A 26,993-nucleotide genomic window follows, 5' to 3' on the forward strand; every position below is an offset into this window, starting at 1 on the left:
AGCCAACGTTGTCACCATAGCGGGCGTTGTTTCCGAGTGCGCGTGACGCCAAACCCGACGGGTCAGCAATCGGTGGGGGCCGGCGCTCCGGCAAGGCGGTCCTGCATCCACGTGGCCATCTCCGGCCCAGGGTCGACGCCATGTCCTTGCCGGTCGTGCCGGACCCGCATCAACTGGTCGCCGAGTTCGCAGGCCCGCGTCAACGTGTCTTCCATGATGTCGACGGGAATGACGGCGTCGGCGCCGCCGTAGAAGACCGCGATCGGCACATTCGTGGTGATCCGCGGCAGGGCGTATCCCTCGAGAGTGCGGGACAGGGTCTGCGCCGCGCCCGGGGTCACGGCGTTCAGTGCGGCGTCATCGGGTACCGACAACCCGGCCAGCGCCGTGCGACCGGCCGAGCAGACCGGCGCGGTGTCGGTGCCGAGGCCGGCCAGATGATCGCCCGGGTTGACGGCGGGATGGGCTTGGGCCACACCGTGCACGACCAGCGGATACAGGAATCGTTGCGCCCGGGTGAGTGTCCCTTCCTGCGCGCGGGTGACGAAGTATCCGGCATCCAGCAGAGGAGCCACGGCAACCGCACCCACCAGGTCCCCGGCGCCGTCGCCGTACTGCGGGAACTCCTCCGCCGTCGACCAGGCGGCACCCCCGCCCTGGGACCGGCCGACAGCGAACCACCGGCTTCCGACGCCGAGACCGGCCGACTGTGCGGCGCGGGCGGCATCGATGACGTTGTATGCGGCAGTGCGGGGTTCGAGGTAGGGATGAGTTGCCTGTTGATCCGGCCGCACTCCCAGTCCCTGGTAGTCGGTCGTGACCACGGCATATCCCGCGGTGAGGAAGTCGGCGACGGCGGTCAGATCTCCGAACATCATGTCTTGGTCCGACGGTCCGCAATCCCGGGTGATGCCGGTGGTGCCGTGCGCGTACGAGATCAAGGGGTGGCCGCCGGGCGGGGGAGCCGACCCGGGGACGAATAGTGCGCCGCTGACGATCGTCGACTTGCCGTCGAGTCCCGATGCCGATCGGTACACGAGGCGTTGAGCCGTGATGCCGGGCGGTAGCGCGGCGAACCACGCATCCGGAACGGTGTCGGTGACGACGATCTGACCGCGCGCACGTCGCACGTCGGCAACCAGTACCGGCGGGGATGACGGCGGTGCGTCGACCGCCACCGACGAGACCGATTGCGCGGGTTCGCCGGTCTCGGACGTCGAGTCGCAGGCGGCCACCGAGCCGGCACCGAGGGTCGCGACGACGACCCATACGCCGACCGTTCGCGCGCGGCGCCACCCTGTTCTCACCCGAGAAAGGTATCCCGGCGATTCCCACGGTTTGCTTCGACGTATCTGTTTGCCCGATTCTCTAGGGCGTGGAGTCGATCACCAGGACACGTCGGGCGGGCGCGTCATCTCTCGGTGAATTCGACGACGCCGATACCGTCGCCTTCGCGGCAGCCTCCCGTCGGTCCGCCGATCCGCCCGCGCCCGAGCGCGATCCACTTGCGGTGGCCGCGCCGTCTGATGCCGAGGTGTATGAATATCTCGGCCCGCAGATGCGCTGGGTTCAACTCGTCCTCATCGCCGCATTCGTCTTGGTGTCGATTTCCCTCGCCGCTTTCGCGACGACCCATGTGTGGCTGTTGCCCGTTCTCATCGTTCTTCTCGCCAACGTGATCGGAAATGCACTCTCGTTGGCGACCGGGATGAACCGTCGACGCATCACGTGGCGGTCACATCAGGAGCGGGTCTCGAACTGGCAGCCCGTGGACCGGAGGTATCCCAGCGTCGACGTCTTCCTTCCCACCTGCGGTGAAAGCATCGCGATCCTGCGCAGCACCTATCGACACATCGCGGCTCTGCGGTGGCGCGGCCCGCTGAACGTCTACGTTCTCGACGACGCGGCGCGGGGCGAGGTGCACGAACTGGCTGCCGAGTTCGGATTCACCTACGTCGTCCGCCCGGATCGGGGCCATCTACGCAAGGCCGGCAATCTCCGGTACGCGTGCACAATCAGCCGCGGCGAACTCGTCGTCATCTTCGACGCGGACTTCTGCCCGCGCCACGACTTTCTCGCCCATCTCGTGCCCTACCTCGACGACCCGCAGGTCGCGATCGTCCAGAGCCCGCAGTGTTTCTCGACGACCGAGGCGATGAACTGGATTCAGCGCACGGCCGGCGCGACGCAGGAGTTCTTCTATCGCTGGGTCTTGCCGTCGCGGGATCGGATCGGAGCCGCGAATTGTGTCGGCACCTCGGCGGTCTACCGGCGCCAAGCTCTCGACCGCGTGGGAGGTTTCGCGGCGATCGAGCACAGCGAGGATCTGCATACCGGCCGGCTGGTCCAGCAGGCCGGATACAGCATTCGTTATGTACCGGTCGTCTTGTCGCGCGGGTTGTGTCCATCCGATCTCGCGGGCTTTCTGAACCAGCAATACCGCTGGTGCCAGGGGACGCTCTCCCGCGTCTCTCCGCTCCCCGAGGAGGCCGCCCGCACCCTCCGACAACGCATCGCCGACTGGGCCGGCGTCTTCTACTACCTCACCACCGCGATGAACGTCTTCCTCCTCTTCCTCCCCGGCGTCATCATGGCCGCCTTCTATCCGGAGGACGTGCGGCCGGAGCAGCTGGTGCCGTTCCTGCTGGGGCTGTGGGTGTATGTCGTGTTGTTCCCGCTGGTGTCGAGGACCCGCTGGCGGTTCGAGGTACTCCGCATCCAGATGGCGTACAGCTTCGCGCACGTGATCGCGATCTGGCACAAGATGATCGGCCGCGAGATCGGCTGGGTGCCGACGGGTGCGATCGGGAAGTCAAATTCCCTGGCCCGCTCGATCAGCGCGCTGGGGGCGATCACGCTCGGCACGTCGCTGCCGCTGTTCTGGGTGTTCATCATTCGCGACGTGATGCAGTACGGGCTGGGCCAGTTCTGGATGATGGTCGGGCTCGTAATGGCCTATACCTATCTGGCTCTCCCGCTGTTCGTGGAGTTCCTCAGAATTCTGCGTCCTCGACGTGCCGGTGAACCCCAGCCCCCTGAGGTGCGAGGAGCGATAGCCGCCGGGCCGAGCGAGCGAAGCGAGTCGAGGTCGACGAGCCACGAAGGGCCCCGCAAGTCAATTCCCGATCCCCACGAAGACCGCCCACACGTCGCCACCAAGCGGCCGACGACGACCAACTGGAACCGTATATCCGCCTGGGAGGCCGTCGGATACACCTGCGTGATCCTCTTCGTCGCGGCGCTCGCGCTGGGATGGTTCGACGTCATGCTGCCGTGGGACACACAGTGAGCAGACACAGAGCCGGGGGAGCGGTGCCGATCAGCGTCGACGACGCGCCGACAGTTCCGCTCCGTGCGCAACCGGCGGGCCCGGCACCTCAACCTTTGGCGCCGAACACCTTCTTCGACGACATCGCCGGACTGCGTGGCATCGCCGTCCTGCTGGTCGTGCTGTTCCATTCGCACGTCCCGTTCCTTACGGGCGGATTCGTGGGCGTCGACGTCTTCTTCGTCATCTCCGGGTTCCTGATCACCGGGCTGCTGGTGCGCGAGTACGAGCAGCACGGCCGAATTTCGTTGCGCAGCTTCTTCGCCCGTCGGGCCCGGCGCATCATCCCGCCGGCCGCGCTGGTGATCGTGGTGTCGATCGTCGCCGCCGCGTTCCTAATGCCGTTGCTCAAGGTGTTCAAGCAGGCCATCGACCTGCTGGCCGCGGCCGCGCAGTTGTCGAACTGGCATTTCATCGAGCAGAACGCCGACTATCTGGCTGGAGCCATGGACGGCAGTCTGGCCACCCATTTCTGGTCCCTCGCGATCGAGGCCCAGCTGTATTTTGTGTGGCCGTTCTTGGTGACCGCGGCTGCGGCGCTAGCGATGCGCACGCCGCTGGGCCGGGTGTTGTCGGTCCGATGGTCGGTCGGGTTGGCGGTGCTGATCGTCAGCGTCGTCTCGCTGGTCCTCGCCATCCTCATCACCGCAACCGACCCGGCGACGGCATACATGGCCACCTACACGCGGGCCTGGCAGTTCGGTGTCGGCGGGTTGGTGGCGATCGCACTGCCGACGCTCGCTCGCTTCGGCGGGCACCGTCTCGGTGCCCCAATGGCCTTCGCGGTCGGTTGGGCAGGTCTGGTTGCCGTACTGGTTGCGGGCTTTGTGATCCACGCGCAGACTCCGTACCCGGGCACGGCGGCGCTGCTGCCGACCATCGGCGCCGCATTCGTGATCGGCTCGGGCTGCATGGTGGGCACGCGATCGGTGTTCGTCGGTCACCTCCTGGCGACGCCACCACTGAAGTTCCTCGGCCGGGTGTCCTATGCCTGGTATCTGTGGCACTGGCCGGCGATCGTCCTGTACGAGTCGGTCGCGGGGGCGTCGAGCTGGCCGGCGCCGCTGCTCGTCTCGGCCGGTTCCCTGGTGCTGGCGACGTTGTCGACCCTGTTGTTCGAGGAACCACTTCTCCGCAATCGCGAGTTGAAGCGCAATGCGTCTGCGTCGATTTCGGTGGGCCTGACCGGGGTCGTTGTGGCCCTAGCGGTCACGATGACCGCCGGCGTGGTCACCGTGCAGCTCGCGAGCCGCGACACCATCGCCAACGCGGCACTGACGTACCAGTCGGTCTTCGGCGCTGAGGCGAGCGAACCGAGCGGCCCGGTCACGCCCAACCCGTTCCAGGCGTTCGACGACCGGCCGGAGCCGTTCGAGTGTTTGATCCCGGTCGGCGACGTGGAAGCCCGCGCCGACTGCGTCTTCGGCCCGCCCGATGGCATTCCGGTGGTCCTTTTCGGTGACAGTCACGCCGACCAATGGGCAGACGTCGTCCGCACGATCGGCGCCGACCACGGGTGGCGAGTTCACCAGTTCACCAAGGCGGCCTGTCCCGCGCAGCACCTGCGGCCGCAGCGGGGGATCTTCGAGCCGTACGTGAAGGCGGACTGCCAGGAGTGGCGCGAGGCGACGTTGCGGCGGATCGCCGAGGTGGGTCCGCGGATCATTTTCGTATCGTCGTTGTCGACGTATGTGCCTTCGCGCGAAGCCTCGCAGGCGGCGTGGGATCACTCGCTCACCCAGCTGCGGAACACCGGCGCGAACCTGGTGTACATCGCGGACACCCCATATCCGGGCTTCCAGGTCGCCGACTGCATCTCGGGGTCGATGGACGACTGGACGCAGTGCGGATTCAACTTCGACGACTACCCGCGCGTCGAGCCCATCCTCGACGCCGTCTCGCGCGACGACTACCGGGACATCACTACGGTGAACGTGAACGACCTGCTGTGCTCAGGCAACTCCTGCGCCGGAGCGCACAACAAGATCCTCTTCTACCGCGACGACTCGCACCTGACCGCCACCGCGGCACGGGTCCTCGAGCCAGCGGTGCGCAGACAGCTCGACCGACAGCGTTTCGACTACAACGGGTAGCGCTCTTTGCTAACTGAGCCACCACTGCTGGTTGAGCCGGCCCCGAGCTCCCACCGCTGGTTGAGCCGGCCCCGAGCCGCTAGGCGAGGCGCCGTGTCGAAGCCACCAGGTGACCACTCGCACCCCTACTCCTCCCACCTCCGCCGTTCGCGAGTGCGGACACACGCAACACCTGCAAGTACGACCCCAACAATGCAGAGGATGTCGGACTCGGTAAAGCCGTGCTCCAGCGAGAACGAGACCAGGACATGCCCCTCGATCGGCCCGTTCCAAAAGAACCACGCAACAGACAACCCCGCGAGAACAGCAGCCACCCGGTAGCCCGGTCGCGCCAGGCTCCAGGCGCCGGTGACGAACAGGAGGTTCAGGATCACCAGCGAGTGGAACACAGTCGGCGGGATGGGTTCTGGCGGCATCCGACCAGTATCCATACGGGATGGCCACCCCCGCGCGACGAACGCGCGTGATCTGGCTTCCAAACAAAGTCACCTGACTTAGCCGCGAGGTGTTCCGAGCCATTCCGCGAGCCCATCGCGAAATGCCGCCGTGCTCGACGATGTCGAATTGATTCTCCAGTCGCGCTCTTTGTCGGTCTGAAACCACAGAAAGCCGGTTACGTCCGTATTACGAAGCATGAGTTCGAAGAACTCGTCCATCCATCCCGCTTTGTCACCCGGTCGCGCCCCCTCAGCGCACCCGACCTCGGTCAGGAGTATCGGCAACCCAGGGGCGAGACGCCGGATGGTGGACAGGCTCTGAGAGAACAGCTTGTCCGGGGACTGCCACCGGTGGCCAGGCGTGTCGCCCCAGTTGTAGCCATCGAGCCCGAGATAGTCGACGAACTGATCACCGGGGTAGCAGTCGGCGAAGTCCCGGGCGCCTTCGGTGAGCACATTGGGAGCCCAGACGAACTCGACGTTGGGCGCCTGGGCACGGACGATCCGGTGCATCCGCACCCACGCCGCGCGGTACTCCGCAGCGGTGTTTCCGTGAAGGCCGACCGACCACGGATACCAGGTCCCGTTCATCTCCTGGGCGAATCTCAGCAGGACCGGATGACCCCAAGAGCCGAGTTCCGCAGCCCACCAGCCGAGGTCGGAGTCGTGTTGACCAGCGTTGATACTGCTCAGCGAGAACTCGGTCTGGTACGGCCCGACTCGTGGATTCCACGGTTCAAGCGTGAGGACAGGGGTCGCGCCGAGCTGATGAATCGTGTCGAGGTGAACCTGTGAGTGCGAGTCTCGCGTCGACGCGTACAGGTGCAAGAGCTCCGGCTGGGCGCCGGCGAGCGCGGCGAAACGGTCGAAGGTTACGCGTGACTCGGAGGCCGGTGCAGACAGAAAAGCGCCCCATGCAGGGTGAGGCAGGGAGGACGTCACCCCAGCTGACCGCTGTGCGCAGGAGGGCAGCAGCGCACTCGCTGCGGCGAGGGAGGCTACGAGCAGTGTTCGACGGGCTATCGCAACTGTTCCAAGAGCCGAGTGTGCTTCGCCATCCACCTTGTCATTCTCGCGTGCTTCCCCTCAGGTTGACAGCACGGGTACCCGGTGCGCCGTCGCCCGCAAATTTTGAGCACAACAACGGTGAGTGACAGCCGGGTGAACGCATCATTTTGCGGGCGAATTCACTAACTGCAGAATCAAAAAAATATGATGAATATTCAGTTGTTTCGAGATATATCGCGCCGTGGCGTAGTTACTCGCCGAAAGGCCACTGCGCGATCATGAAATCCTACCCGGTGTGGTGCTGATCACACCCCGTCCTAGCGGGGGTCGTCTCCCCAAACTCGAAGTCAGAGCGCAGATTTGCCAGTCGTCGCGAGCTGCCGAGGGCGAAATTATCTCGACGTCCACGGCGGTGATGCCTACGGGCTCCTCCGGGTAAGATTCGCGACGAAAAATTTGCGACAGAAGTGTCACCCGACCGGACTACATGGGCCCTCGAGTTGTATCCGTGACCCTACTGAAATAGTCTTCTCGGCAGTCGTGAAGCGAATCGCGGCTCCGCCGTCGTAGACGTTCTGGTGGTTGGGCGCAGGGGCCGATCGCCGCCTTCAGGTTCATCGTGTTGGGAGGTTGGCAGTGGCCCATGGTTCGGCCTTTGGCTCGTTGGGGCGCGTAGAGCGCACGCCGTTGCGATTGCGCCTCGCCAGTCGAGCGAGAGACCAGTCGCGGTCATGGGTGCATAGTTATGTCGTCAAATTGGCTTGGACCGACGTCATTCTTGTAATTGCCGCAGTGTGCCTAGCCCAGTTCGTGCGGTTCGGCGCAGAGAGCGCCACGACGCCCAACGGCGCGGCGCAACTCCCAGCGGTCGTCGTCTCGGTTGTACTGGCCTTCATCTGGATTCTCGCACTACGCGCATTTCAGACTCTGGACCGCAGAATCGTCGGGTCCGGGTCTCAGGAGTACAGCCGGGTCGTCACTGCCTGCCTTGCCGTCTTTGGAATGATGGCGATGGTCGACCTGTTGTTTCGGCTCAACATCGCGCGAGGCTTCATCGCAATTGCGCTCCCGGTAGGCACTGCGGGATTGCTCCTGTCGCGTTGGCTCTGGCGGCAGTGGCTCGGGCGTCAACGGATTAAGTCGCGGAATTTGGAGCGGGTCCTGGTGGTGGGCAGCGAAGCATCCGCCGTCCCGATGATGCAGCGGCTACTGCGGCAACCAAATCTCGGATTTCAGGTGGTCGGCGTCTGCCTCCCCGACCATATCGGCCATCGACAGTTCCTTCCTGTGGACAAGGTCAGCGTGCCGGTGTGTGGCACGTTCGACGACGTGTGCGAAGCAGTCGTGGATTCAGGTGCGACCACTGTGGCTGTGACCTCGGCGGAAGCGCTTGGTCACGAAGCAATGCAAGCGCTCAGCTGGGACCTCGAGGGTCTCGATGTCGAGATGATGGTCTCGCCTGGCGTGACAGATGTTGCGGGCCCTCGTGTGATGGTTCGTCCGGTTGCGGGCCTGCCGCTTCTACACATCGACAAACCGCGGTACGAGGGAGCGAACAGATTCCGTAAGGCATTGGTAGACAGGATCGGCGCGGCAGCGATCCTCACGATGCTCGCGCCATTGTTCATCGGGGTAGCGATCGCGATACGGCTCGACTCAGAAGGGGCGATCTTCTACCGGGCAACCAGAGTCGGGCTCAATAACTCTCACTTCTCAATGTGGAAGTTCCGCTCGATGGTGCAGGACGCGGACGCTCTGAAGGAGAACCTTCGCGATCTCAACGAGGGTTCAGGTGTGCTCTTCAAGATGAGAGACGATCCTCGAGTCACTCGAGTTGGGGCGTTTATTCGCCGATACAGCCTCGATGAACTGCCGCAGCTTTTCAATGTGCTTGCGGGAACAATGAGTCTTGTTGGGCCGAGACCACCCCTTCCGGACGAAGTGGAACGCTACGACGGTCGTGTCGCCCGGAGGATGCTGGTAAAACCAGGAATGACTGGCCTCTGGCAGGTGTCTGGACGTTCTGATCTTTCATGGGAAGAATCTGTACGCCTCGATCTCTCGTATGTCGAAAACTGGTCAATTATGCAAGATGCACTGATCCTATGGAGGACAGTGAAGGCTGTAGCGGCGAAGGACGGTGCGTACTAATGCGGATGGTAGTTTTGGGACTCGGGTACCTCGGCGCGACACATGCGGCTTGCATGGCTGAACTGGGTCATGAAGTGCTTGGTATTGAAGTTATCCCGGAGAAACGGGAACAGTTGGCGGCTGGAGAGGTTCCGTTTTACGAGCCGGGCCTCCCGGACATGCTGCAACGACACATCGAGTCCGGACGGTTAAGGGTGTCGGGTTCGTACGCTGAAGCCGCCGACTTCGCAGACGTGTTCTTCATAGCCGTCGGGACTCCACAGAAGAAAGGAGAGTATGGTGCTGATCTCTCCTACGTCGATGCCGCTATAGAAGAACTCGTACCGCTGCTCAATCGCGACGTCCTGATCCTTGGTAAGTCGACGGTTCCGGTTGGGACGACTCAGAGGCTGTCTGAACGTGCGGATGAGCTGGCGAAGGACATTGAAGTTGAGCTGGCCTGGAACCCTGAGTTTCTCCGAGAAGGGTTCGCCGTACAGGACACGCTCCATCCAGACCGGTTGGTGCTTGGTACCTATCCCGGCGGAAATGCTGAAAACACATGCCGGGAGATCTATGGCCAGATGATCGAAGAGGGTATTCCATTCATCGTCACAGACCCGCCGTCCGCGGAGCTCGTGAAGACGTCCGCCAATGCCTTCCTGGCAACCAAAATTTCATTCATTAATGCAATCGCGGAAGTATGTGAACCCGCTGGCGCTGATGTGAAAGTAATAGCCGATGCGATTGGCTATGACGCGAGAATTGGCCGGAAGTTCCTGAACGCTGGACTTGGGTTCGGAGGCGGATGCCTGCCGAAAGATATACGCGCATTCATGGCGCGTGCCGGCGAGCTAGGCGCAGCAGAAGCGCTATCATTCTTGCGCGAGGTCGATAACGTCAATATGAGACGACGCACCAGGATAGTTGAGTTAACTCGCCAGGTCTGCGGCCGATCTTTGCTAGGTACGCGGGTCGCGATCCTCGGGGCTGCTTTCAAGCCAGAGTCAGATGACGTACGCGATTCCCCCGCCCTCAACGTAGCCGGGCAAATACAACTGCAAGGTGCTTCAGTCACGGTGTACGACCCAAAAGCCATGGGCAACTCGCAGCGTTTGTTTCCGACTCTCGATTACGCACCCACCGCCTTACAGGCATGTGCGTCCGCGGATGTGGTGCTGGTTCTCACCGAATGGCAAGAGTTCGTTACCTTAAATCCGTCAGAACTGGCCCAGACAGTACGTCAACGAAGGGTTATCGACGGCAGAATGTGCCTGGACCAATCGAAGTGGGTTAGCGCGGGCTGGGAATACCACGTATAAGGCTGTAGCAATCCCAACACGGCCAAGGCCTGGGAGAGTCGGTGTGCTTGGCTATTGCTTCGACGACAACAGATGAGAAGATCAAATCGATAGGCGACTGAGCGGGGGCGGAATATCGTTATCCGCGATTTCCGTGGGGCCTACGGGGCTTTCAGAGAGGTTGTGGATATGAAGGTAGTGGTCACAGGTGCTGCAGGCTTTGTAGGAAGCACACTTAGTGAGACGCTACTCCAGCGCGCAGACGTGAACCAGGTGATCGGGATAGATAGTCTGACCGAGAACTATTCGCGAGATCGGAAGTTGGCCAACTTAGCATCTCTGCGAGATCAAGACAGATTCACGTTTCTGGAAGCAGACTTGCTAGCTGTTGACATCGACGATTTGGTGAGCGGTGCCACGTATATCTTTCACCAGGCAGGCCAGCCTGGAGTACGAGGATCGTGGGGGCAGAGTTTCAGCGACTACACCGACAGGAACATTACCGCCACTCAGCGACTCCTCGAGGCAGCGAAGAAATCGAGCGACCTGCGCCGATTCGTCTATGCGTCGTCCTCTTCAGTCTATGGGAATAGCGTCCGTTTTCCCACGTCAGAAGGTGACCTGCCCCGCCCCTTCAGCCCGTACGGAGTGACCAAATTGGCCGCGGAGCACCTGTGTACCCTGTACGCCGAAAACTACGAGGTGCCGACGGTCTCCCTGAGATACTTCACAGTTTACGGCCCGAGGCAGCGGCCGGACATGGCGTTCGATAAGTTCCTGCGTGCTGCGTTTAGAGGCGACCCGATTCACGTTTATGGCTCTGGGCAACAAATCCGAGACTTTACGTACGTCGACGACATTGTCATGGGCAACCTCGCAGCTGCAACAACGAACCTCGAACCCGGTTCCGTTTACAACCTCTGCGGTGGTTCGTCGGTCAGCTTAGAATGTGTTCTGGAGATGCTCTCGAGTATCACTGGTGAGAAGCTAATCATCGAGCGAAGGACGCCAGTGGCCGGCGACGTTTTTAAAACCGGAGGGGTAGCGGAAGCCGCTAAAGCTGACTTGCGTTGGCGTCCGTCTGTCGATCTCGCGACCGGCTTGCAGAGGCAAGCCGATTATGTACAGCGCAGCTCTCTGACGCGCGAACAACGTACTTCTACCATAAAATAGGCTGCGCATCGCAGGTAGCGCACAGCGAAAAGGAAGATATCGATGATCAGTGAAAATTCGATGTCCAGCGGTGACCTCCGCGGTGGTCAAACGATGAGGCGGCTGGCGCTCGTGGTCCGACGGGACTGGTGGATCTTCCTGCTCTCCACCCTACTATTCGGAGTCATTGGTCTAGTATATTCAAACTTTGTTACGCCAGAATACAAATCAACCGCCGTCCTTTACGTTACGTCAGCGACGGAGTCGACGAATCAGAGTGCATATCAAGGATCGCTAGCTTCGCAACAACGAGTCGCATCGTATGCACAACTCGTGCGATCCGACGTGGTGTTGTCTGAAGCCATCAGCAGTGGGCCAATCGACCTAAGTGTCCTCGAGGCGCGGGAAGCTCTGTCTGCATCGTCCACGGCCGGTACGGTGCTTCTTAGTGTCAGTGCTCAGACAACCGACCCTGCATCAGCAGCCGCACTTGCCAACGGGGTCGCGAGCTCCATGGCGACTTACGTAGATACTCTGGAGACGCCTAGTGGCGGAGGGAATCCTCTCGCCAAATTGACGGTCGTGAGCCCGGCAGAGCCTCCGACCACCGCAATCTCACCCAACTACACCATAAATGTCGCGGCAGGCTTCTTTATTGGTGCATTTCTGGGGATCATTGTGTTGCTGCTCCGAGATCGTTTCGATTCCCGAATCCGGTCAGAATCCGACGTTGAACAGATTCTCGGTGTACCGGCCTTGGCGGCCATCCCCGACGATGATCGGGTTGCGCATCGGCAACTGATAGATTTTCGCAGCGGTGCGGGGCCAGCCGCAGAGGCGTTCCGAAAACTGCGCGCCAATCTGGCTTTCGTCAATGTAGACAACCCGCCCAGAACAATCGTTATATCGAGTCCTGAGGAGGGCGAAGGCAAAAGCACAACGAGTGCAAATCTCGCGTCAGCGATTGCAGAATCAGGGCATCGGGTTGTGCTTGTGGACGGCGACTTAAGGCGGCCGCGCGTCGCGTCGATGTACGGAGTAGGTGACGCGGTTGGTTTCACCAACTACCTGACACGCGAACTTGAACTAGCGGACGTTATCCAGAACTCGCAGACGGCCGGCGTTGACGTAATCGGCAGTGGCCGCACACCCCCGAATCCGGCCGAACTTCTGGAATCGAACAGAGCTAAGGAGGCCTTCGAGATACTGCGGTCCGATTACGACTACGTCTTGATCGATGCTCCACCTATACTCCCTCTTGCCGACTCGATTGTGCTGGGACAGTCAGCCGACGCATTACTGCTTGTAGTGTGCGCTGACCGAACTGGTCACGTACAGGCGCGAACCGCGCTGGATGAGCTAAGTATTGCCAACATCGACCTTCTCGGCGTCGTGCTCAATCGTGCTGCTCGTCCACTGGGTGGCTACGGGAGGTACTCATACTACCGATCGGCTTCTTCGGAACAGAACGCTGCCGGGTCGGCCGGGATTAGAGCCTGATAATGCGGCAGTCCCTATTCATCTCAGAACCGTCTATAGCAAGTCCCCCGGCCCGCAAATCTGAGATAAACGGATTTGAGACAAGCGGTGCTCTGTATAGTTACCGGATTAACTGCCAACTCTGGGCTGACTTCGAATGAGCCTCAGAACACCCTCTTACGTTATGGCTCCTTCTGTGGGTGCGACGGTCAAAACTGGCCACGCCCGAACTGTTGGACTGTTACTCGGCGCATCTGCCGCCATCGTGGGTGTGCAATCGCCTATTGACGCACTTCCACTGCGACCGTGGCGCGCCCTGGTTCTTCTAGCACTCATAGTGGCAGCGGACAAGTATGTCAGATCTGGCCGGCGCAAGTTTCTTCCTCCTTCGGCATTGCCCGTATTCGTTGCCGTAGCCATCTTCATGACCGGATCTTCGATCGTCGAGATGTATAATGCCTCGACACTTCGATACGAGCCCATTGTTGACAGCTTGGTAGAGCCGGCATTCTGGTTCCTATCTTTCGTGGCCGCGTGTTCGGTCGTTACCAACTCCGAGACTGCTGAATCCCTTATCAAGGGATTCATACTTCCAGTGTTTCTCGCTGTGCCTTTGGCTGTCGCGCAGGTGCTCGATATTGAGCCGGTGATCAGGTTCACGACACTTGTTGTCTCTGGGCGCGGCGTGGCCGATTCAGTCGCCGAGGGAGAATTACTGCGTGCAGGCGGCTTGGTTGGTGGGTGGACATCATTCGGGGCATACCTGACCGGGGTCTTCGCTGCCGCAATCGCGTTAATGATCCTAAACAGGCAGCGTAGCGAACCACTAACGATTCTGCCCTTAGCGGTTGCAGTGCTGTGTATTGTCGGACTGCTGACGACGCTGACGTTCAGTACTGCGATCGCTTTCGTTGTGCTTCTCGTCGGTTCTGCACGGCGCCTGGGCTTCCACCCTGGGGTGTTTGCTGCGGCGGTTGGGGCCGTCGTGCTGGCGGTATTTGCGTTTGGATCGCGCATCCGAAGCAGGTTTGCAGAGCAATTTGATAGTTCGGTGGGTTACGTAGACTGGCTTCCAGAATGGGTTCCGAATACGCTTGGATATCGCATATTTGTTTGGGGTAGTCAGACCATACCGTCGATTCTAGAGCGTCCCGTGACCGGTTGGGGAAACAAGGTCTACCTGGTTACCTTGCAAGAGTTTGGTGCGGCGGACGTCGACAGGATACGACCAGCCGGGCTCGAATGGTCGTCAGCAGAGTCGCAGTGGTTGTGGACACTTATGAATAGCGGTGTGCTGGGGTTGGCACTGCTCGTGATCCTCCTGTGTGGGATTTTGTCCCCGATTCGATTGGGCTGGCGCAGCAGCGAGGCCAGGTGGATAGCTCTCCCTGTTGCGCTGCTACTCGCTTCTAACATTGCAATAGCATTTACCGCGATTGGATTGACGAACAAGGGGCTTCCCGGAACATTGTGGCCGCTACTTGGAGTGGTTGCGGCGCTAGCCGGTGGGAGACAAGAGTTAGCGAAGCCGAGCCGTATATCCGCGGTCGCGCAATTCAATTCTGCAGAGGGCGCTAGACGCGAGCGGATCTCCGTGAGAGCTTCCGGGCCCGTTAGCCACGACGCGGCATCGTGCCGTTCTATGGACTGCATCAGCGAGTGGGAATCAGGAGATAGAAAACGATGAGCCATACTACGTTGCGCACCGTGCGCGTTGGTGGGCTGAACACCGCAGTGATCGGTCGCGTTGAGATGGCTACAGTGATGGTCCAAGACTGTTTGCGGGCGCGCGCAGTTGGCGATGCGTGGAGTCCGCGCTTGGTGTTCTCATCGAATGGCCAAGGCTTAGCGATGACCGGCAGATCTCAAGAGTTCGCTGGCGCGATGGCGTCCGCCGATATTATCCATGCAGATGGTATGCCAGTAGTAATCGCATCTCGATTCGCGAGATATCGCTTACCGGAACGCATCGCGACGACTGACTTCTTTCACGATGCCGCAGCGGCAGGTCAGGAGGCGGGTCTGCGGTTCTTTTTTCTGGGTGGAACCGACGATCAGAATTCCCGCGCCGTCGCAGAGGTTCGAAGGCGCTACCCGCGACTTCAGATCGCTGGACGCCATCACGGTTACTTTAAGGACGCGGACGCGGAGCAAATCTGCGCAGATGTTCGCGCGGCCGACACCGATGTACTATGGATCGCTCTTGGCAAGCCTCGCCAGGAGTATTGGTCACTGCAGTTTCGCGAGAAGCTCCAAGGTGTCGGGTGGGTGAAAACATGCGGTGGGCTGTACGCCTTCCTTGCCGGTGATGTCTCGCGGGCACCGGGGTGGATGCAAGCGTCCGGGCTCGAGTGGTTGTACCGCATGATTGAGGACCCGAAGCGCCTCGGAAAGCGGTACGCGACCACGAACCCGTACTCGGCTTACCGGATTCTACGATTCACAGATTGGCGATTCAACGCAGTTCGTTCAAAGTCGTCTTCGATTGCGAAAAAGGAGCAGATCTGATGTATGCGTTGATCAAGGGTGGCGTCAAACCGACCGGTCGCGTACGCGTAAGTGGAGCAAAGAACTCGGCGACTCGATTATTGGCTGCAGCGATGCTCTCCGACGAGGACGTAACTTTATCCAACTTCCCGACGGAGTTGGTTGACGTAGGCCACAAGGTGGAATTTACACGGTCGATGGGTGCGCAAGTACTGGTCAACAGGGATGACGAGTCGGTGCAGGTCAGTGGATGCGGGGTCGCTGTACGCAACCTTAGCGCGGTTAACTACGACGTGCCGATCCGAACCACGTACCTCCTCGCTGCTGCGCAGCTAGTTAGAGACGGCGAGGCCCGCATTCCATACCCGGGTGGATGTCCGATTGGACCGGGAGACGCCGGTAGCCGCGGGTACGACCTCCATGTCATGGTGTGGAATCTGCTGGGATGTGAGGTGGTCGAGCACGTCGACCACCTCTATGTAAAAGCCACCAACGGCCTCGTCGGAAATAGTATCGACTTTCCTATCACGACTGTCGGCGGTACTGAGAATGCTCTCATTTGTTGCAGCGTTGCGTCGGGCCAGTCGATAATCAACAACGCTTACATAACGCCCGAGGTGGAGGACCTAGTTGAGCTCCTGAAGGGTATGGGAGCTGCGATTACCATTACGGGATCGAACATCGTTGTCGATGGCGCTGGCGGTATTCTCTCAGGCGTCCACAAAAGAGTTATGAGTGATCGAATCGAAGCGCTCACTTGGATCGTCTACGCGGCTATTTCTGGTGGTGAATTGTTCATCGAGGATGTCCCGTTCGATTCCATGGAAGTGCCCCTAATTCACCTACAGCAGGCGGGATTAGATCTGTACCGCAATTCTCGTTCGGTACACATGTCTCCGGATTGTCTACGGTCCGGTTCGATTCGTCCCTTCGAGCTCGCGTGTGGCTCGCATCCCGGTGTCATCTCTGACATGCAGGCGTTCTTCGTGATGCTTGGACTATACGCCGAAGGTACCTCTCGAGTTTATGACTATCGATACCCGGAGCGCGTCGCCTTCGTTAGTGAATTGGCGCGCCTACTTGCACCTGGCTCTGTTGATTCAGAACGCGGCCGAATTACGACCAGGGGGCCGGCGATCCTTCGTGCGGGGCGCGCCAACTCTACTGATCTCCGCGGCTCCATGGCTGTGGTCCTGGCTGGACTTTGCGCCGAGGGCGTAACCCGCATCGATAACGTTCAGATGGCGTTGCGCGGTTACAATCGGCTCGATAGCAAGCTAGCGTCACTCGGCGCGGAGGTGTCGTTTTTTGATGACGAAGGCTAGCCACGGCCCCAGGCGGCTCGATAAGCAACTACTAGCGGACCTAACGGATATTGTACCGCGTGGAATCAAGTTTGATGTACCGCTGAATGAGCTAAGCAGGTGGAGAATCGGCGGTCGAGCAAGAGTTGTCGTCAATGCCGATTGTGTTGAGCATATACAAGCTGTTACAAGCCTTACTACGAAACATCAGTGTCCGCTCGTTGTCGTGGGCGACTCGGCAAATCTACTGTTCGACAGCAAAGGCTTCGAGGGAGTCCTACTGCGATTGGCCGGTTCGCTGCGAGATGTGCGCGCAGTTGGCAGGTCGATCCTTCAAGTAGGTGCGGGTTGCTCAGTGGATTCCCTCGCTGACTTTGCTGCTGATTGTGGTCTGAGCGGGCTGGAGCATATCGCCGGCATCCCTGGGACGGTGGGTGGGCTTATCGCCATGAACGGTGGGTCTCAACGCCGCGGTATCGGCTCCAGTGTGCAAGTGCTCGACGCTGTGACAAGAACAGGTGAGCGAGTCGCCATCGATCAGATCAGCGCAGACTTCGGGTATCGATCATCTGCATTTCAAACGAATGGGTCTGTAATTGCGCAAGCGACTCTTGGTTTGCAGGTCTCAAAGGCTAATGAAGTAAGAGCATCAATAGCATCAATACGTGCTGAACGTCAGAGGAAGTTCCCATCCGACGAGGCGAACTGCGGGTCAACGTTTCTTTCTGACCCAGCGATGTACGACATAATTGGACCGCCCGGACGTGCGATTGAAGATGCAGGTCTTAAGGGTCTGAGGCGTGGCGGTGCTGTAATTTCCAGGCTGCACGCGAATTTCATTAATAACGTCGGCGATGCTACCTCCGACGATGTCCTTTGGTTAGTCGCGGCAGTGCAATGTCGTGTCGAGGACCGGACAGGGTTTGCAATGAAATGTGAAGTTAGGCACGTGGCGGCTGATGGCATCGTACGCCCGGCCGATGAGAGTGCAGCCGAGAAGTGGGATGCGTCGGATTTTACATTCTGTCAATGAATTTGCAGTTTTCAGAACGGAAGAGACCTGATGTCAATCGAACGCAGACCGGTTAGGGTTCTTGAATCTGTCCAAGGCCCGAGTCGGCAGATCAAGTATGTCGACCAAGTTGTACGGTACGCGCCAGACACCGTGGAGTATGTGTTCTTCTCCTGGAGAACAGCGCTTCTCGGTAGATATGACATCTTCCACGTTCATTTCCCTGATGGCCTACTCAAGGGTTCGAGTCGTGTCAGGCTACTCCTTAAGCACTGCTTGTTCCTCCTGTTCTTGGTTCGGCTGACTGTGCTCCGATCTCCCATAGTTCGCACTCTCCATAACGTCGAACCGCATGAGTCGGTGTCGAAGTTTGGTACCGCGCTCTTATCGTGGCTTGATTACCTTTCGGACGTGTATGTCGTTCTGAACCGATGCACTCCAGTCAACAGTCGCGTCAAAACTGTGTATATACCGCACGGCCACTTCCGAGAACAGTTCGCCGATCGGAGTCGACACACCGCGGTACCAGGGCGCGTGTTGGTGTTCGGGAGAATCCGAGCGTACAAAGGCGTTCTGGAATTGCTTGAGGCGGTCGACGATCACGCTGCGGATGGTCTTCACGTGCGCATCGTTGGTGAGCCAACCCCGGCGCTTCGATCCGCGATAGAGAGCCAACTCCGTCGGACGGATCGTCGGGGAGCACAAGTGAGCACGGATCTACGAAACGTGTCTGATCAGGAGATGATCGACGAGATCGCTAAGGCGGAGTTGGTGTTGGTGCTCAATGCGGATCTGAATCAGTCGAACTCTGGTGTGGCGCTAGTCGCGCTGTCTGTTGACAGGCCCGTTGCGACAAGGAGGGTGTGTGTGACGGAGGCTCTTGCCGACGAGGCGGGCCCAGGCTGGGTGGTCTTCTTGAACGAAGACCTGTCCCGTGCGGAGGCCCTGCGGGATGCGCTGCACCAAGTACGCACCGCGCGCATGTCCACGACTCCCAGTCTCAATGATCGAGATTGGCCTTCGGTCGCTGCCCAATACGCAACCGTGTTCACATCACACGATCTGCGAGATGTGGGCCGACGCTGGACTGCGGGATCATTTCGTGACGTTGAGGTTAGGTCTGAGTGACGATATTTGGCATGCCTTCTTTTGTCGACTGGAGAATTGCGGAGTACATCTGTGGTTGGCATGCTTTCGGATCAGGGGATGGTCCTTTGGAGGCCAGCAGAGTCGTGAATGTCGTCTTCTTCTCGAAACTTAATCAGGGCAGCCTGACTGCAGATGGACTTCTGCAGTGAGCGGCGAGACGCGGAAGCTCGGGCAATCTGCAGCCAGGGGCGCTGTCGTCACTGTGAGTGGCCAGGTCGTCAGACTAGGTTTGCAAGTTGTCGGGGTAGTTCTACTGTCGCGCATGCTTGAGCCGGAGGACTTCGGCCTCATGGCGATGATCGCGGTTCTAATCACGGTTGGTCAGTCGATCCGAGACTTCGGTCTATCGAATGCCGCGATTCAGGCCCAGCAGGTATCCGAGCAACAGCGGTCCAACTTGTTTTGGCTAAACACCGGCCTTGGTGTGTTTGTTGCTGCTACGGTGTCTGCGGCCGCCCCGTTTATCGCGGAGTTTTACTCAACGTCTGACCTTGTTCCTGTAATCTGCGCCATGTCGAGTGTCTTCGTTATTTTTGGCTTGATGACGCAATCGCGTGCTCATCTCGCCCGCGACCTCAGGTTCGGGCCTTTGATGATTACCGACGTCGCTCCTGCTGTCGTTGGATTAGCTGTTGCGGTGTTGTTTGCGGCTCACGGTGCTGGGGTGTGGGCACTAGTTGTCCAGCAAGTTGTCATAGCGGTAGTTGGACTCGTTCTTTCTGTGGCCTTCGACCGTTGGCTCCCCGGGCTACCTAGACGCTCGACCGGGATGGGATACTTTCTGCGGTATGGTGGGTTTCTTACATTGGCGCAGATTGTCGCGTCACTGAGTCGGAACGCCGACTACGTAATCCTAGGGTACCGGTTCGGACCGGTGGCGACCGGATACTACAATCGTGCGTTCGAACTTGTCATCAATCCGCTAAACCAAATTAACGCGCCGTCCAGTAAGGTCGCGGTACCCATCCTGTCGAAGCTTCAGGACACTCGAGAGAGATTCGATAATTTCCTTCTCTCCGGCCAGAAGACTATGCTTTTTGCGCTGGTGCCTGTCTTGACTTTGGGTGCGGTCGTTGCTGATCCGCTCGTTCTTCTCGTACTCGGCGACGATTGGGTGCCGTCTTCTGTTCTCCTTCAGATCCTGATGTTAGCGGCGATCTGCCGGGTGGCCAGCTACGCTACATATTGGGTTTCTCTGTCTCGGGGGGCCACTGCGGTGAGCCTGTGGGTCCATCTTGTATCCGCGCCGGTTCTCGTCTTGTCAATGCTGATCGGCTCAATAGAAGGGGTCGTGGGAGTAGCTTGGGGATTTGCCGCCGGCACCGCTTTCGAGTGGATTGTTTCGTTAGTCTGGTTTTCAAAGGCTGCTCAAGCGCCTGGTTGGCGCATGTTGACGAACGCGATGTCGGTTTTCATGGCGAGCGCCGCTCCAGCTTGTGCTGCTTGGATTGTGTTGATCTTGCTAAATGATGTGCCTCACATTTCGCAGATACTTGGTAGTGCTGCGACATTCGTTGTGGTCTGGGTTGTAGAGGCACTTTTTGTTCCATTGTTTCGTCGTGACTGGGTCACCGTGATTGGTGTCGTCCGCCTAATTGGGGCCCGCAGTAAAGAAGCGAACTGAAGCCAACTACGGAGGACGATGTGCCGAGAGTAAGTGTAGTCTCCGGTTACTACAATCGCGGTCACCTTTTGAAACGTACCGTCGATTCGATTGCAGCTCAGACATATCGTGACTTTGAGTTAATCATATTCGATGATTCATCTACTGATGACACCGCCGAGAGATTGGCGGACATTGCGAGAGATTTCGGTCCTGGAAACTTCAAGGCTATTGTTCACGAGTCGAACAAAGGCTTTGTTCAGGGTCTGATTGAGGCAATCGACGGGTCCAGTGGCGAGTATATCGCTATTCAGGGGTCTGGCGACGTGTCGCTCCCTAGCCGATTATCGCGTCAGGTCCAGTTCTTAGATGCCCACCCGGAGGTCGCAGTAGTTGGTAGTTGGTATTACAACGTTTCAGAGGACATAGGGGCCCGTCGGTTACGGAGGCCTGACGCGGGGGGAGTCGACTACGATTCGTTGTTGTCTGGGAATATCTTCTCGCACGGCGAAGTTATGATTCGGCGCTCCTACTATGAGCGGGCTGGTGGCTATCGACCCCAGTTTAAGTTCTCTCAGGATTACGATTTGTGGCTGCGTCTGTCACGTTTCGCAGAGTTTGGAACGGTGGAAGAAGCGGTCTACGAAAGATACGTTCAGTTCGATGGTGTTTCTTACCATCCGCGTAAGGTCATTGTTCAAGCCTGTTATTCAGTTGCCGCGAGGAAGATGTCGGCCATGGCGGACGCTGACGAGCGCGATGCTCTTGCGCTGCTTAGTCGCGAGGGGCCTACTGCGGTTGTCGCTGTTTCGGATGCTGAGGTGCAGCACAAAGTTCGGATGGCGGCTGCCAGGTCTTTATTGTTTGGTTCAGCTTCGAACGCGGCAGAGATAGTGCGGACCGGCATCGTTCGTCCGATTGAGCGCGTCACTATGCTGACCGTCATCAAAGTGTTCTCGTTCCGGTTGATGAGGCCGGTGAGGACAGTGGTCGCACGCGCGGTTGGGATCGACCGGAGCTAAGCACGTCTGATGCCTAGTGAGTTTCGTCAGATAGGCCATGCACCCAGGTCATTGGCCGGGTCCCAGATGTAATTCACTGCGACTTTGCGGTTTGGTCAGTGGCCCGACGGTCAGCGGTACCGGCATGCCTGAATGAGCATAACGATTGCCGATTCTCTCTGTCAGTGATGGAGCGTCGAGTCCCCAGATGCCACCACCACTGCTTGACCATCCGGTTCCGATTAGATTGTTCCGAAACTTGATTTTTTTTGGCGCTCCGTGACCGGAATCATAAACATGAAAAGTCTTGCCGCCTCCGGTGCAGTAGTTTTCCTCGATGGTGATGTTAGAGATTGGGTTCGAGGGAGTCTGTAGCAGAACGCAAGAAACTATATTTGGTCCGAACTTCGGGAGCATTTCAATGAAAGATCGTCGAAGCTTTGTGTTGTAGCCACTAGTCATCTGGAACCCGTCGGAGTGAGGGTGGACTCCGTTTCTTCCGTCCCACATCTCTCCAGCTCTTGACTTGTTGAAGGATATTGGGTTGTGTATGTAAATATATTCGTAGAGTGATTCTGCGCAGAGTCGAGCACCGTCTGACATACCTTGGACCTGTACGTGGTGTGCGTGAAGCCTGGTGAATGAGCCTTCTGAAGAACCGAAGCCGTGGCTGTTAATCCATTGTCCCTGGCCGTCGATATACACATGATGAAGGTGCGTGTGCAATCCAGCACCGATATCGATCGCCCATTCCGTGTCGCGGGAGAATAGCCAGAAGTCTCTTAGTTCGATGCCGTCGCCGGTGACTCGAACGGACCCTATGATCACTTTTCCTATCAACGCGTCGGCTGCTTCCTGAGACTGAACGACGTGTTGTCCGAAGAGCGCGCGCCGGTACGGAGGAACGCGAGGGCGGCAATTGTTCGAGAACCAGTTCCGGAGTGATTCAATGCTTCGCGAAGCGAATGCTTCGTTCCAGCCCTCGGCGTCCTCCTGCTGGGTATCTTCGATGCCGATAAGGTTGGTCCGATGCTCGCGGTGGGGAGCGACCATGCCTAGTGTCACGGCCGCTGCCGTAAGTAAGAAGTCGCGGCGGTGAAGCGGCCGCCCCGGGCTGCGCTGGATGATATTGACCTCCCACACAGTGTGGCATCGCGGCATGCCTCGACCGGCTTCTTACCGATGCAGTGTACCTGCGATTTCAAGATCCCGGTGACGTGCAGGGGCTTGGTGCCGCGTCGGTGGGAGTCCGCGATCAACACGTACGGTCGATAGCCTGATTGCGGTCGTATCGATACTGGTTGAGAGACAACGAGTACTGCTGGCTCAACGGGAACGGCGTTCCTGCCCTGTCCTCCGATTACTGGCCTTGGGTTAGCGGTCTCGGCCTTTCTTCATCACCGCGCGGAGCGCGCATCGACGACGTACTCGGTTCGAGTCCGGACACGGCCGCGTGGTCAGAGCGACTTTGCGATCAGACTAGCGATCGCACGGCTGCCGAGGGGCGTCGGGTGGCGGGGTTGGGTCTGGGACTGCGAGGCGTTGCCTTCGAACCAGCGGGCTGCGCCGGCGCATGCGTCGTGCCCGACGGCGGCGGAGGCGACGTCGACGAAGGTCATCGATCGGGTGACGGCGGCGGTTCGGAGGATGGCGTCGAATCTCTTGAAGAAGGACTGTAGGTACGCGGCGTCGGCGTTGCTGATGTTGGCCTGGCCGGGGCAGCCGGTGCGGCCGTAGTAGCCGCCGTGTCCGACAAGGACCACGCGGGCGAGGGGTGCGCGGGCGGCGATGGTGCTCAGAGTTGCGCCGATCTTCGGTGCGACTGCGGTGAGGGCCGAGGTCATCCGGTCGGCCATGGCGCGATCCTGTCGACACCGGGCGTCCTGGCCGAACCTGGGCGTGAAGCAGGAGGAGACGATCGACCACCAGCGGAGGTCGTTGCCGCCGATCGAGAGCGTCACCAGTCGCGTGGACCACGACAGTGCGTTGATCTGGACGGGCCGGGCGCCGAATGATGTCGTCTGTCGGCGGGCCGTGACGTCTGCGGTGGTGGCGTTCACGCAGGCAACCGAGGTGTAGCTCATCCGGAGCTGGGAGGCGAGGTGCGTCGGGTAGGCGTCGCGTGTACGTCCGCACCCGTCCGGATGCTGTGCCGAGGTCAGCGTCGGCGCTGCGGCGCGTGAGTCTCCCAGGGCGACGTACGCGGGAGCCGCCGGCGCGGCGAGAACCGACGGTACCGACACACAGCTGATCGCGATGGCGAGAACGGCGACGAGCGCGAGGCGGAATCGGGTCACGGCAGGAGTATCCCAGCCGCGTCGGTGAACGTTACGAGGGGTCTGGGCGCCGTCTGACAGGCCGGTCCAATGGCGCCCGGTGACCGACTGAGAACAGCCCGTTCAGTCGATACAGAGCTTCGAGTCGACGGGCTAGCGTGGTGATGTCAACACGCGGTCCTCGAGGCGCGAACGGATGTGATCCGTGCAACTTTGCCACCGTGGTCGAGGGGCGTCGGTCATGATTGCGCCATGGTGGTGGTGCGACGGGGCGAGCGCGCGCGGATCGGAGTCGTCGATGATCACCCGTCGATCGTCGCCGGGCTGCGGGCGATTCTCGGGGACCAGCCGGACCTGGAGTTCACCGCCGGCGCAGCGACAGTGTCGAAGTTGCTGACAGAGACCCGAGATCTCGATGTGGTCGTCCTCGATCTGCGGTTGGAGGACGGGAGTTCACCGCAGATCAACGTCGACTGTCTCGCTGAACTCGACATCCCGGCTGTTGCCTACACCTCCGGAGACGAACCCTATCTGGTCCGGTTGGCCGCCAGTGCGGGGGTGAAAGCAGTGTTGCGCAAAAACGTTGACGACGACGTACTTCTGGCTGCCATCCGAGCGGTGCTCTCGGGCGAGGAGACTCCGACGGTGGATTGGGCGGCTGCAATCGATGCCGATGACGACTTCGTCGACCTACCACCACAGTTGCGACGTGTCCTCGAGCTGTATGCCGCAGGTGAATCCACTGCCGGCGTTGCCAAATCCATGAACCTGTCCCCAGACACGGTCAGTGACTACGTCGGTCGGATCAGAACGAAGTACGCCGCAGTGGGGCGACCCGCGCCGACCCGGCAGCATTTGATGTTTCGAGCGATAGAGGACGGATGGCTACCGATACCGCGGCGGCTACGACGGCGGAGATAGCGTCTGATCGCGACGTCGCACTCGACGAATCCGCAGGCCAGCGGATTCTTCGGCAGTTCGCTGTGTTCATCGCCTGTGGCTACCTGGTGTACCTGGTGCTCACCTCCCCGGCTATCGCGGCGTCACTGGCAGTGATGCACATGTGGTGGACGGTCCCCGCGCTGGCTGTCGTGTTCGGTCCCGGGCTCGCGCTGGGGCCGCTCGCGTGGCGCGGGTCGCCTCGAGCGCTACGAGTGTGTGCAGCGGTTGCTGCCGGCGGATATCTGATGGCGGTGGCCACCTGGGGTTTCGGCTGGAACGGCGCGCACCTTTCCGAAACCACCGGCATATGGTTCTTTTCCTTCTGTGGGTTGGCTGCGATCGCCGCCGCGTTGGCCATGCGTCCGACCTACGCCTTTGTCGTGCTCGTGGTGGTGGTGGTTTCGACCGTCACGATCAACTACGTGGCCCGCGACGTCGCACGCAGCGGACTTTTCGTTCCGGACATGGCGTGGGCATTCGCCTTCTCGCTCGTGTACTTCGCCGCTGCCGTCATGGGGATGCGTACCGCAACTGTTCTCGATGACACGCGGGCGCAGGCCTACCGAACGGCGGCGGCCGCCGCGGCGTCGCAGGCTCGTGCCAACGAGCGGCAACGGTTCAATCAACTCACCCACGACGGCGTCATGGCGACCTTGCTGGTCGCTGCTCGCCGAGGGAACTCCAAACAGTTGGCAGCTCAAGCCCAGGCCACCTTGCACGCGCTCGATCGGATCCGAGGCGACACCGACACCGACGGCACGATGACCGCCGACGTTGTTCTGACGCATCTCAGCGAGGTGACGGCCACGGTGGACCCCACCCGGCGTTTTGAAGTTCGCCGGACAATCGACAGCTCAGACGCCGGCTATCCCGCCACGGTGGTCCATACAATCGCGGCAGCGGCGGGGGAGGCAGTGCGCAACAGCGGCCGTCACGCGCGGGCGTCGAAGACGATTGTCTCGGTGGAGATCACAGATGACCGGCTTCAGGTAGAAGTAGCCGACGACGGGCAAGGTTTCGAACCGTCGACGGTGCCGGCCGACCGACTCGGAATCGCCATCAGCATCCGTGAGCGGATGTCGCAGATCGGTGGTTCCGCCACCATCGAGTCGGCGCCGATGCGCGGTACTCGTGTGTGCTTGGAGTGGGAGCGGTGATGCTGACCCCGACCGGTGGGCGCGAGGACATTCGCGACTTGCTCGGAATGCGAACGCGCGGTGCGTGGCTCATCATCGGCAGCTACCTCATCGCGATGGTCATCGTGACCGTGGCCACGGTCAACAGTTACACCACTCCCTGGGTGGCGGCACTGGGTCCGGTCATCCTGATAGCTGCGACGCTCGCGCTCGTCCTCGTCCCCGGCGATCCGCTCCCGTTCGGGACGACGTTGATGCTGACCGTCTCGGGGCCGGTGGCCTGTGCACTTGTGTTGTCGGCGACCCCCGCGGTCCTCAGTTCACCTCTGCAGACCTGGATACACGGCGGCGGGACGTCGATCTACTGCTTCATGAATGTCCGCGGCCGGCGGATCGCGCCCTGGATCGGCTTGCTCGGAATGGTGCTTGTGTTCGCAGCGTGGGCCGTCGCTGACGGTCGGGGCGCTGCGTACGGCATCAGTTTTGTTGCCATCGACGCAGCCCCTCTGGCAATGGCGACTCTGCTGTCGTTCACTCTTCGGCCCACGGCGAAGGCGGTGTTCTCGCTGCGGGCGCAGACAACCGAACGCGTCGCCGAACTGGCTGCGCAAACCGCCGGTGCCGATGAGCGCGAGAAGCAGTCGCGCCACCTCGATCGCCTAGCCCGTCCGATGATCGAGAAGATCGCGTCAGGCGAGACCCTCACCAGAGCAGAGCAAGCAGAGTGCGCTCTGCTCGAGGCCCACCTGCGCGACCGGCTGAGAGCGCCGATTCTGTCCACCCTCGAACTCGACGAAGCCGCGTATAGCGCGCGACAGCGGGGCGTGGAGGTCATCTTTCTCGACGATTCCGGTACGCCAGAGCAGGACCCCGCCGTCATAGCGTCAGTGCGTGACGCAGCCGCACACGCCCTGCAGGAGGCGGCCGGCGGGCGCGTATGCGTACGCATGTGGCCATCCGGCCGGGAAACCGTGGCCTCGGTACTCGTGACCGATGCCGCCGGCACACGACGCACCGAGATCACCGCCGATGAGGTAGAGGAGCTTCCTCGTCTCGGAACCCAGGCCGTCCCCCGTACGGGCAGACCGTTCGCTTAACTATCTATGCCCCCCGGGGCGGTGGCACCATCGCGGGTGCCCCCGCAAGATCGGTCTG

General features: G+C 60.2%; 21 protein-coding genes and 1 pseudogene. 17 read left to right on the forward strand and 5 right to left on the reverse strand.

The genetic code is table 11. From position 1 onward, the window contains the following. Positions 1 to 62 precede the first annotated feature (62 nt). A complete protein-coding gene (locus ACFVHY_RS03170; protein WP_390268229.1) occupies positions 63 to 1,307 on the reverse strand; it encodes a lipase family protein in 1,245 nt (414 codons plus the stop codon). Between the two features lie 68 nt (positions 1,308 to 1,375). On the opposite strand from ACFVHY_RS03170, the gene ACFVHY_RS03175 reads away from it, so the two are divergent. Together ACFVHY_RS03175 and ACFVHY_RS03180 are read left to right on the forward strand one after the other, a co-directional pair. Continuing rightward, complete coding sequence (locus ACFVHY_RS03175; RefSeq protein WP_390268232.1) at positions 1,376 to 3,289, forward strand: glycosyltransferase family 2 protein; 1,914 nt, start codon at positions 1,376 to 1,378, stop codon at positions 3,287 to 3,289. Further along, positions 3,286 to 5,421, forward strand: coding sequence for an acyltransferase family protein (locus ACFVHY_RS03180; protein WP_390268235.1), 2,136 nt, complete (start codon positions 3,286 to 3,288; stop codon positions 5,419 to 5,421). Before ACFVHY_RS03175 ends, ACFVHY_RS03180 begins: the two co-directional genes overlap by 4 nt. A gap of 125 nt (positions 5,422 to 5,546) precedes the next feature. On the opposite strand, the gene ACFVHY_RS03185 is transcribed toward ACFVHY_RS03180, so the two are convergent. Beyond that, positions 5,547 to 5,837: a hypothetical protein gene (locus ACFVHY_RS03185; RefSeq protein ID WP_390268238.1), complete on the reverse strand. Its 291-nt coding sequence runs from the start codon at positions 5,835 to 5,837 to the stop codon at positions 5,547 to 5,549. A 78-nt stretch (positions 5,838 to 5,915) separates the two neighbouring features. Continuing rightward, positions 5,916 to 6,800 (reverse strand): glycoside hydrolase family 26 protein, encoded by an 885-nt coding sequence (locus ACFVHY_RS03190; protein WP_390268241.1) that lies wholly within the window; start codon positions 6,798 to 6,800, stop codon positions 5,916 to 5,918. 801 nt (positions 6,801 to 7,601) lie between these two features. Between ACFVHY_RS03190 and ACFVHY_RS03195 the strand changes: the two genes are divergently transcribed. The 12 genes and pseudogenes from ACFVHY_RS03195 to ACFVHY_RS03250 all read left to right on the forward strand — a co-directional run bounded on the left by ACFVHY_RS03195 (position 7,602) and on the right by ACFVHY_RS03250 (position 21,505). Then, complete coding sequence (locus ACFVHY_RS03195) at positions 7,602 to 9,017, forward strand: sugar transferase (protein ID WP_390268244.1); 1,416 nt, start codon at positions 7,602 to 7,604, stop codon at positions 9,015 to 9,017. Beyond that, a complete protein-coding gene (locus ACFVHY_RS03200) occupies positions 9,017 to 10,318 on the forward strand; it encodes a UDP-glucose dehydrogenase family protein (RefSeq protein ID WP_390268247.1) in 1,302 nt (433 codons plus the stop codon). The genes ACFVHY_RS03195 and ACFVHY_RS03200 overlap by 1 nt, the downstream gene beginning before the upstream one ends. Positions 10,319 to 10,486: 168 nt before the next feature. Further along, the gene (locus tag ACFVHY_RS03205) at positions 10,487 to 11,470 is read left to right on the forward strand and encodes an NAD-dependent epimerase/dehydratase family protein (protein WP_390268250.1); all 984 of its coding nucleotides are present in this window, start codon (positions 10,487 to 10,489) and stop codon (positions 11,468 to 11,470) included. A 93-nt stretch (positions 11,471 to 11,563) separates the two neighbouring features. Continuing rightward, positions 11,564 to 11,806: pseudogene (locus ACFVHY_RS03210) on the forward strand (Wzz/FepE/Etk N-terminal domain-containing protein); the annotation flags it as partial. 225 nt (positions 11,807 to 12,031) lie between these two features. Next, on the forward strand, positions 12,032 to 12,949 hold the full coding sequence (locus ACFVHY_RS03215) for a polysaccharide biosynthesis tyrosine autokinase (RefSeq protein ID WP_390268816.1): 918 nt from the start codon (positions 12,032 to 12,034) through the stop codon (positions 12,947 to 12,949). 316 nt (positions 12,950 to 13,265) lie between these two features. Beyond that, positions 13,266 to 14,615 (forward strand): O-antigen ligase family protein, encoded by a 1,350-nt coding sequence (locus ACFVHY_RS03220; protein WP_390268256.1) that lies wholly within the window; start codon positions 13,266 to 13,268, stop codon positions 14,613 to 14,615. A gap of 164 nt (positions 14,616 to 14,779) precedes the next feature. Next, entirely contained in the window at positions 14,780 to 15,436 is a 657-nt protein-coding gene (locus ACFVHY_RS03225) for a WecB/TagA/CpsF family glycosyltransferase (protein WP_390268259.1), read from the forward strand. Further along, complete coding sequence (locus ACFVHY_RS03230; RefSeq protein WP_390268262.1) at positions 15,376 to 16,740, forward strand: UDP-N-acetylglucosamine 1-carboxyvinyltransferase; 1,365 nt, start codon at positions 15,376 to 15,378, stop codon at positions 16,738 to 16,740. The genes ACFVHY_RS03225 and ACFVHY_RS03230 overlap by 61 nt, the downstream gene beginning before the upstream one ends. Next, the gene (murB, locus tag ACFVHY_RS03235; protein WP_390268265.1) at positions 16,727 to 17,752 is read left to right on the forward strand and encodes a UDP-N-acetylmuramate dehydrogenase; all 1,026 of its coding nucleotides are present in this window, start codon (positions 16,727 to 16,729) and stop codon (positions 17,750 to 17,752) included. The genes ACFVHY_RS03230 and murB overlap by 14 nt, the downstream gene beginning before the upstream one ends. A 705-nt stretch (positions 17,753 to 18,457) precedes the next feature. Next, positions 18,458 to 18,859 (forward strand): hypothetical protein, encoded by a 402-nt coding sequence (locus ACFVHY_RS03240; RefSeq protein WP_390268269.1) that lies wholly within the window; start codon positions 18,458 to 18,460, stop codon positions 18,857 to 18,859. A gap of 166 nt (positions 18,860 to 19,025) precedes the next feature. Beyond that, the gene (locus tag ACFVHY_RS03245) at positions 19,026 to 20,504 is read left to right on the forward strand and encodes a lipopolysaccharide biosynthesis protein (RefSeq protein ID WP_390268272.1); all 1,479 of its coding nucleotides are present in this window, start codon (positions 19,026 to 19,028) and stop codon (positions 20,502 to 20,504) included. Positions 20,505 to 20,524: 20 nt separating this feature from the next. Beyond that, on the forward strand, positions 20,525 to 21,505 hold the full coding sequence (locus tag ACFVHY_RS03250) for a glycosyltransferase (RefSeq protein ID WP_390268275.1): 981 nt from the start codon (positions 20,525 to 20,527) through the stop codon (positions 21,503 to 21,505). A gap of 48 nt (positions 21,506 to 21,553) precedes the next feature. Here the strand turns inward: ACFVHY_RS03250 and ACFVHY_RS03255 are convergent, their stop codons facing one another. Further along, complete coding sequence (locus ACFVHY_RS03255; RefSeq protein WP_390268278.1) at positions 21,554 to 22,537, reverse strand: hypothetical protein; 984 nt, start codon at positions 22,535 to 22,537, stop codon at positions 21,554 to 21,556. Positions 22,538 to 22,941: 404 nt separating this feature from the next. Beyond that, entirely contained in the window at positions 22,942 to 23,781 is an 840-nt protein-coding gene (locus ACFVHY_RS03260) for an SGNH/GDSL hydrolase family protein (protein ID WP_390268281.1), read from the reverse strand. Between the two features lie 231 nt (positions 23,782 to 24,012). Here ACFVHY_RS03260 and ACFVHY_RS03265 point away from each other — a divergent pair, with 231 nt between their 5' ends. From ACFVHY_RS03265 to ACFVHY_RS03275, 3 genes are all read left to right on the forward strand, one after another. Then, positions 24,013 to 24,681, forward strand: coding sequence for a response regulator (locus tag ACFVHY_RS03265; protein ID WP_390268284.1), 669 nt, complete (start codon positions 24,013 to 24,015; stop codon positions 24,679 to 24,681). Positions 24,682 to 24,947: 266 nt separating this feature from the next. Then, entirely contained in the window at positions 24,948 to 25,859 is a 912-nt protein-coding gene (locus ACFVHY_RS03270; RefSeq protein ID WP_390268287.1) for a sensor histidine kinase, read from the forward strand. Next, complete coding sequence (locus ACFVHY_RS03275) at positions 25,859 to 26,935, forward strand: hypothetical protein (RefSeq protein ID WP_390268290.1); 1,077 nt, start codon at positions 25,859 to 25,861, stop codon at positions 26,933 to 26,935. Before ACFVHY_RS03270 ends, ACFVHY_RS03275 begins: the two co-directional genes overlap by 1 nt. Positions 26,936 to 26,993: the final 58 nt, after the last annotated feature.

Origin of the sequence: Gordonia sp. NPDC127522 (assembly GCF_042672305.1) — a bacterium.
Taxonomy (GTDB): Bacteria; Actinomycetota; Actinomycetes; order Mycobacteriales; family Mycobacteriaceae; genus Gordonia; species Gordonia hongkongensis.

Bases quoted from the DNA above. Each gene is read 5' to 3' on its own strand.
- ACFVHY_RS03185 (WP_390268238.1), bottom strand. From the start codon at position 5,837: ATGCCGCCAGAACCCATCCCGCCGACTGTGTTCCACTCGCTGGTGATC.
- ACFVHY_RS03200 (WP_390268247.1), top strand. From the start codon at position 9,017: ATGCGGATGGTAGTTTTGGGACTCGGGTACCTCGGCGCGACACATGCG.
- ACFVHY_RS03205 (WP_390268250.1), top strand. From the start codon at position 10,487: ATGAAGGTAGTGGTCACAGGTGCTGCAGGCTTTGTAGGAAGCACACTT.
- ACFVHY_RS03225 (WP_390268259.1), top strand. From the start codon at position 14,780: ATGACCGGCAGATCTCAAGAGTTCGCTGGCGCGATGGCGTCCGCCGAT.
- murB (WP_390268265.1), top strand. From the start codon at position 16,727: ATGACGAAGGCTAGCCACGGCCCCAGGCGGCTCGATAAGCAACTACTA.
- ACFVHY_RS03255 (WP_390268278.1), bottom strand. From the start codon at position 22,537: ATGGTCGCTCCCCACCGCGAGCATCGGACCAACCTTATCGGCATCGAA.
- ACFVHY_RS03265 (WP_390268284.1), top strand. From the start codon at position 24,013: ATGGTGGTGGTGCGACGGGGCGAGCGCGCGCGGATCGGAGTCGTCGAT.
- ACFVHY_RS03270 (WP_390268287.1), top strand. From the start codon at position 24,948: ATGGCGGTGGCCACCTGGGGTTTCGGCTGGAACGGCGCGCACCTTTCC.
- ACFVHY_RS03275 (WP_390268290.1), top strand. From the start codon at position 25,859: ATGCTGACCCCGACCGGTGGGCGCGAGGACATTCGCGACTTGCTCGGA.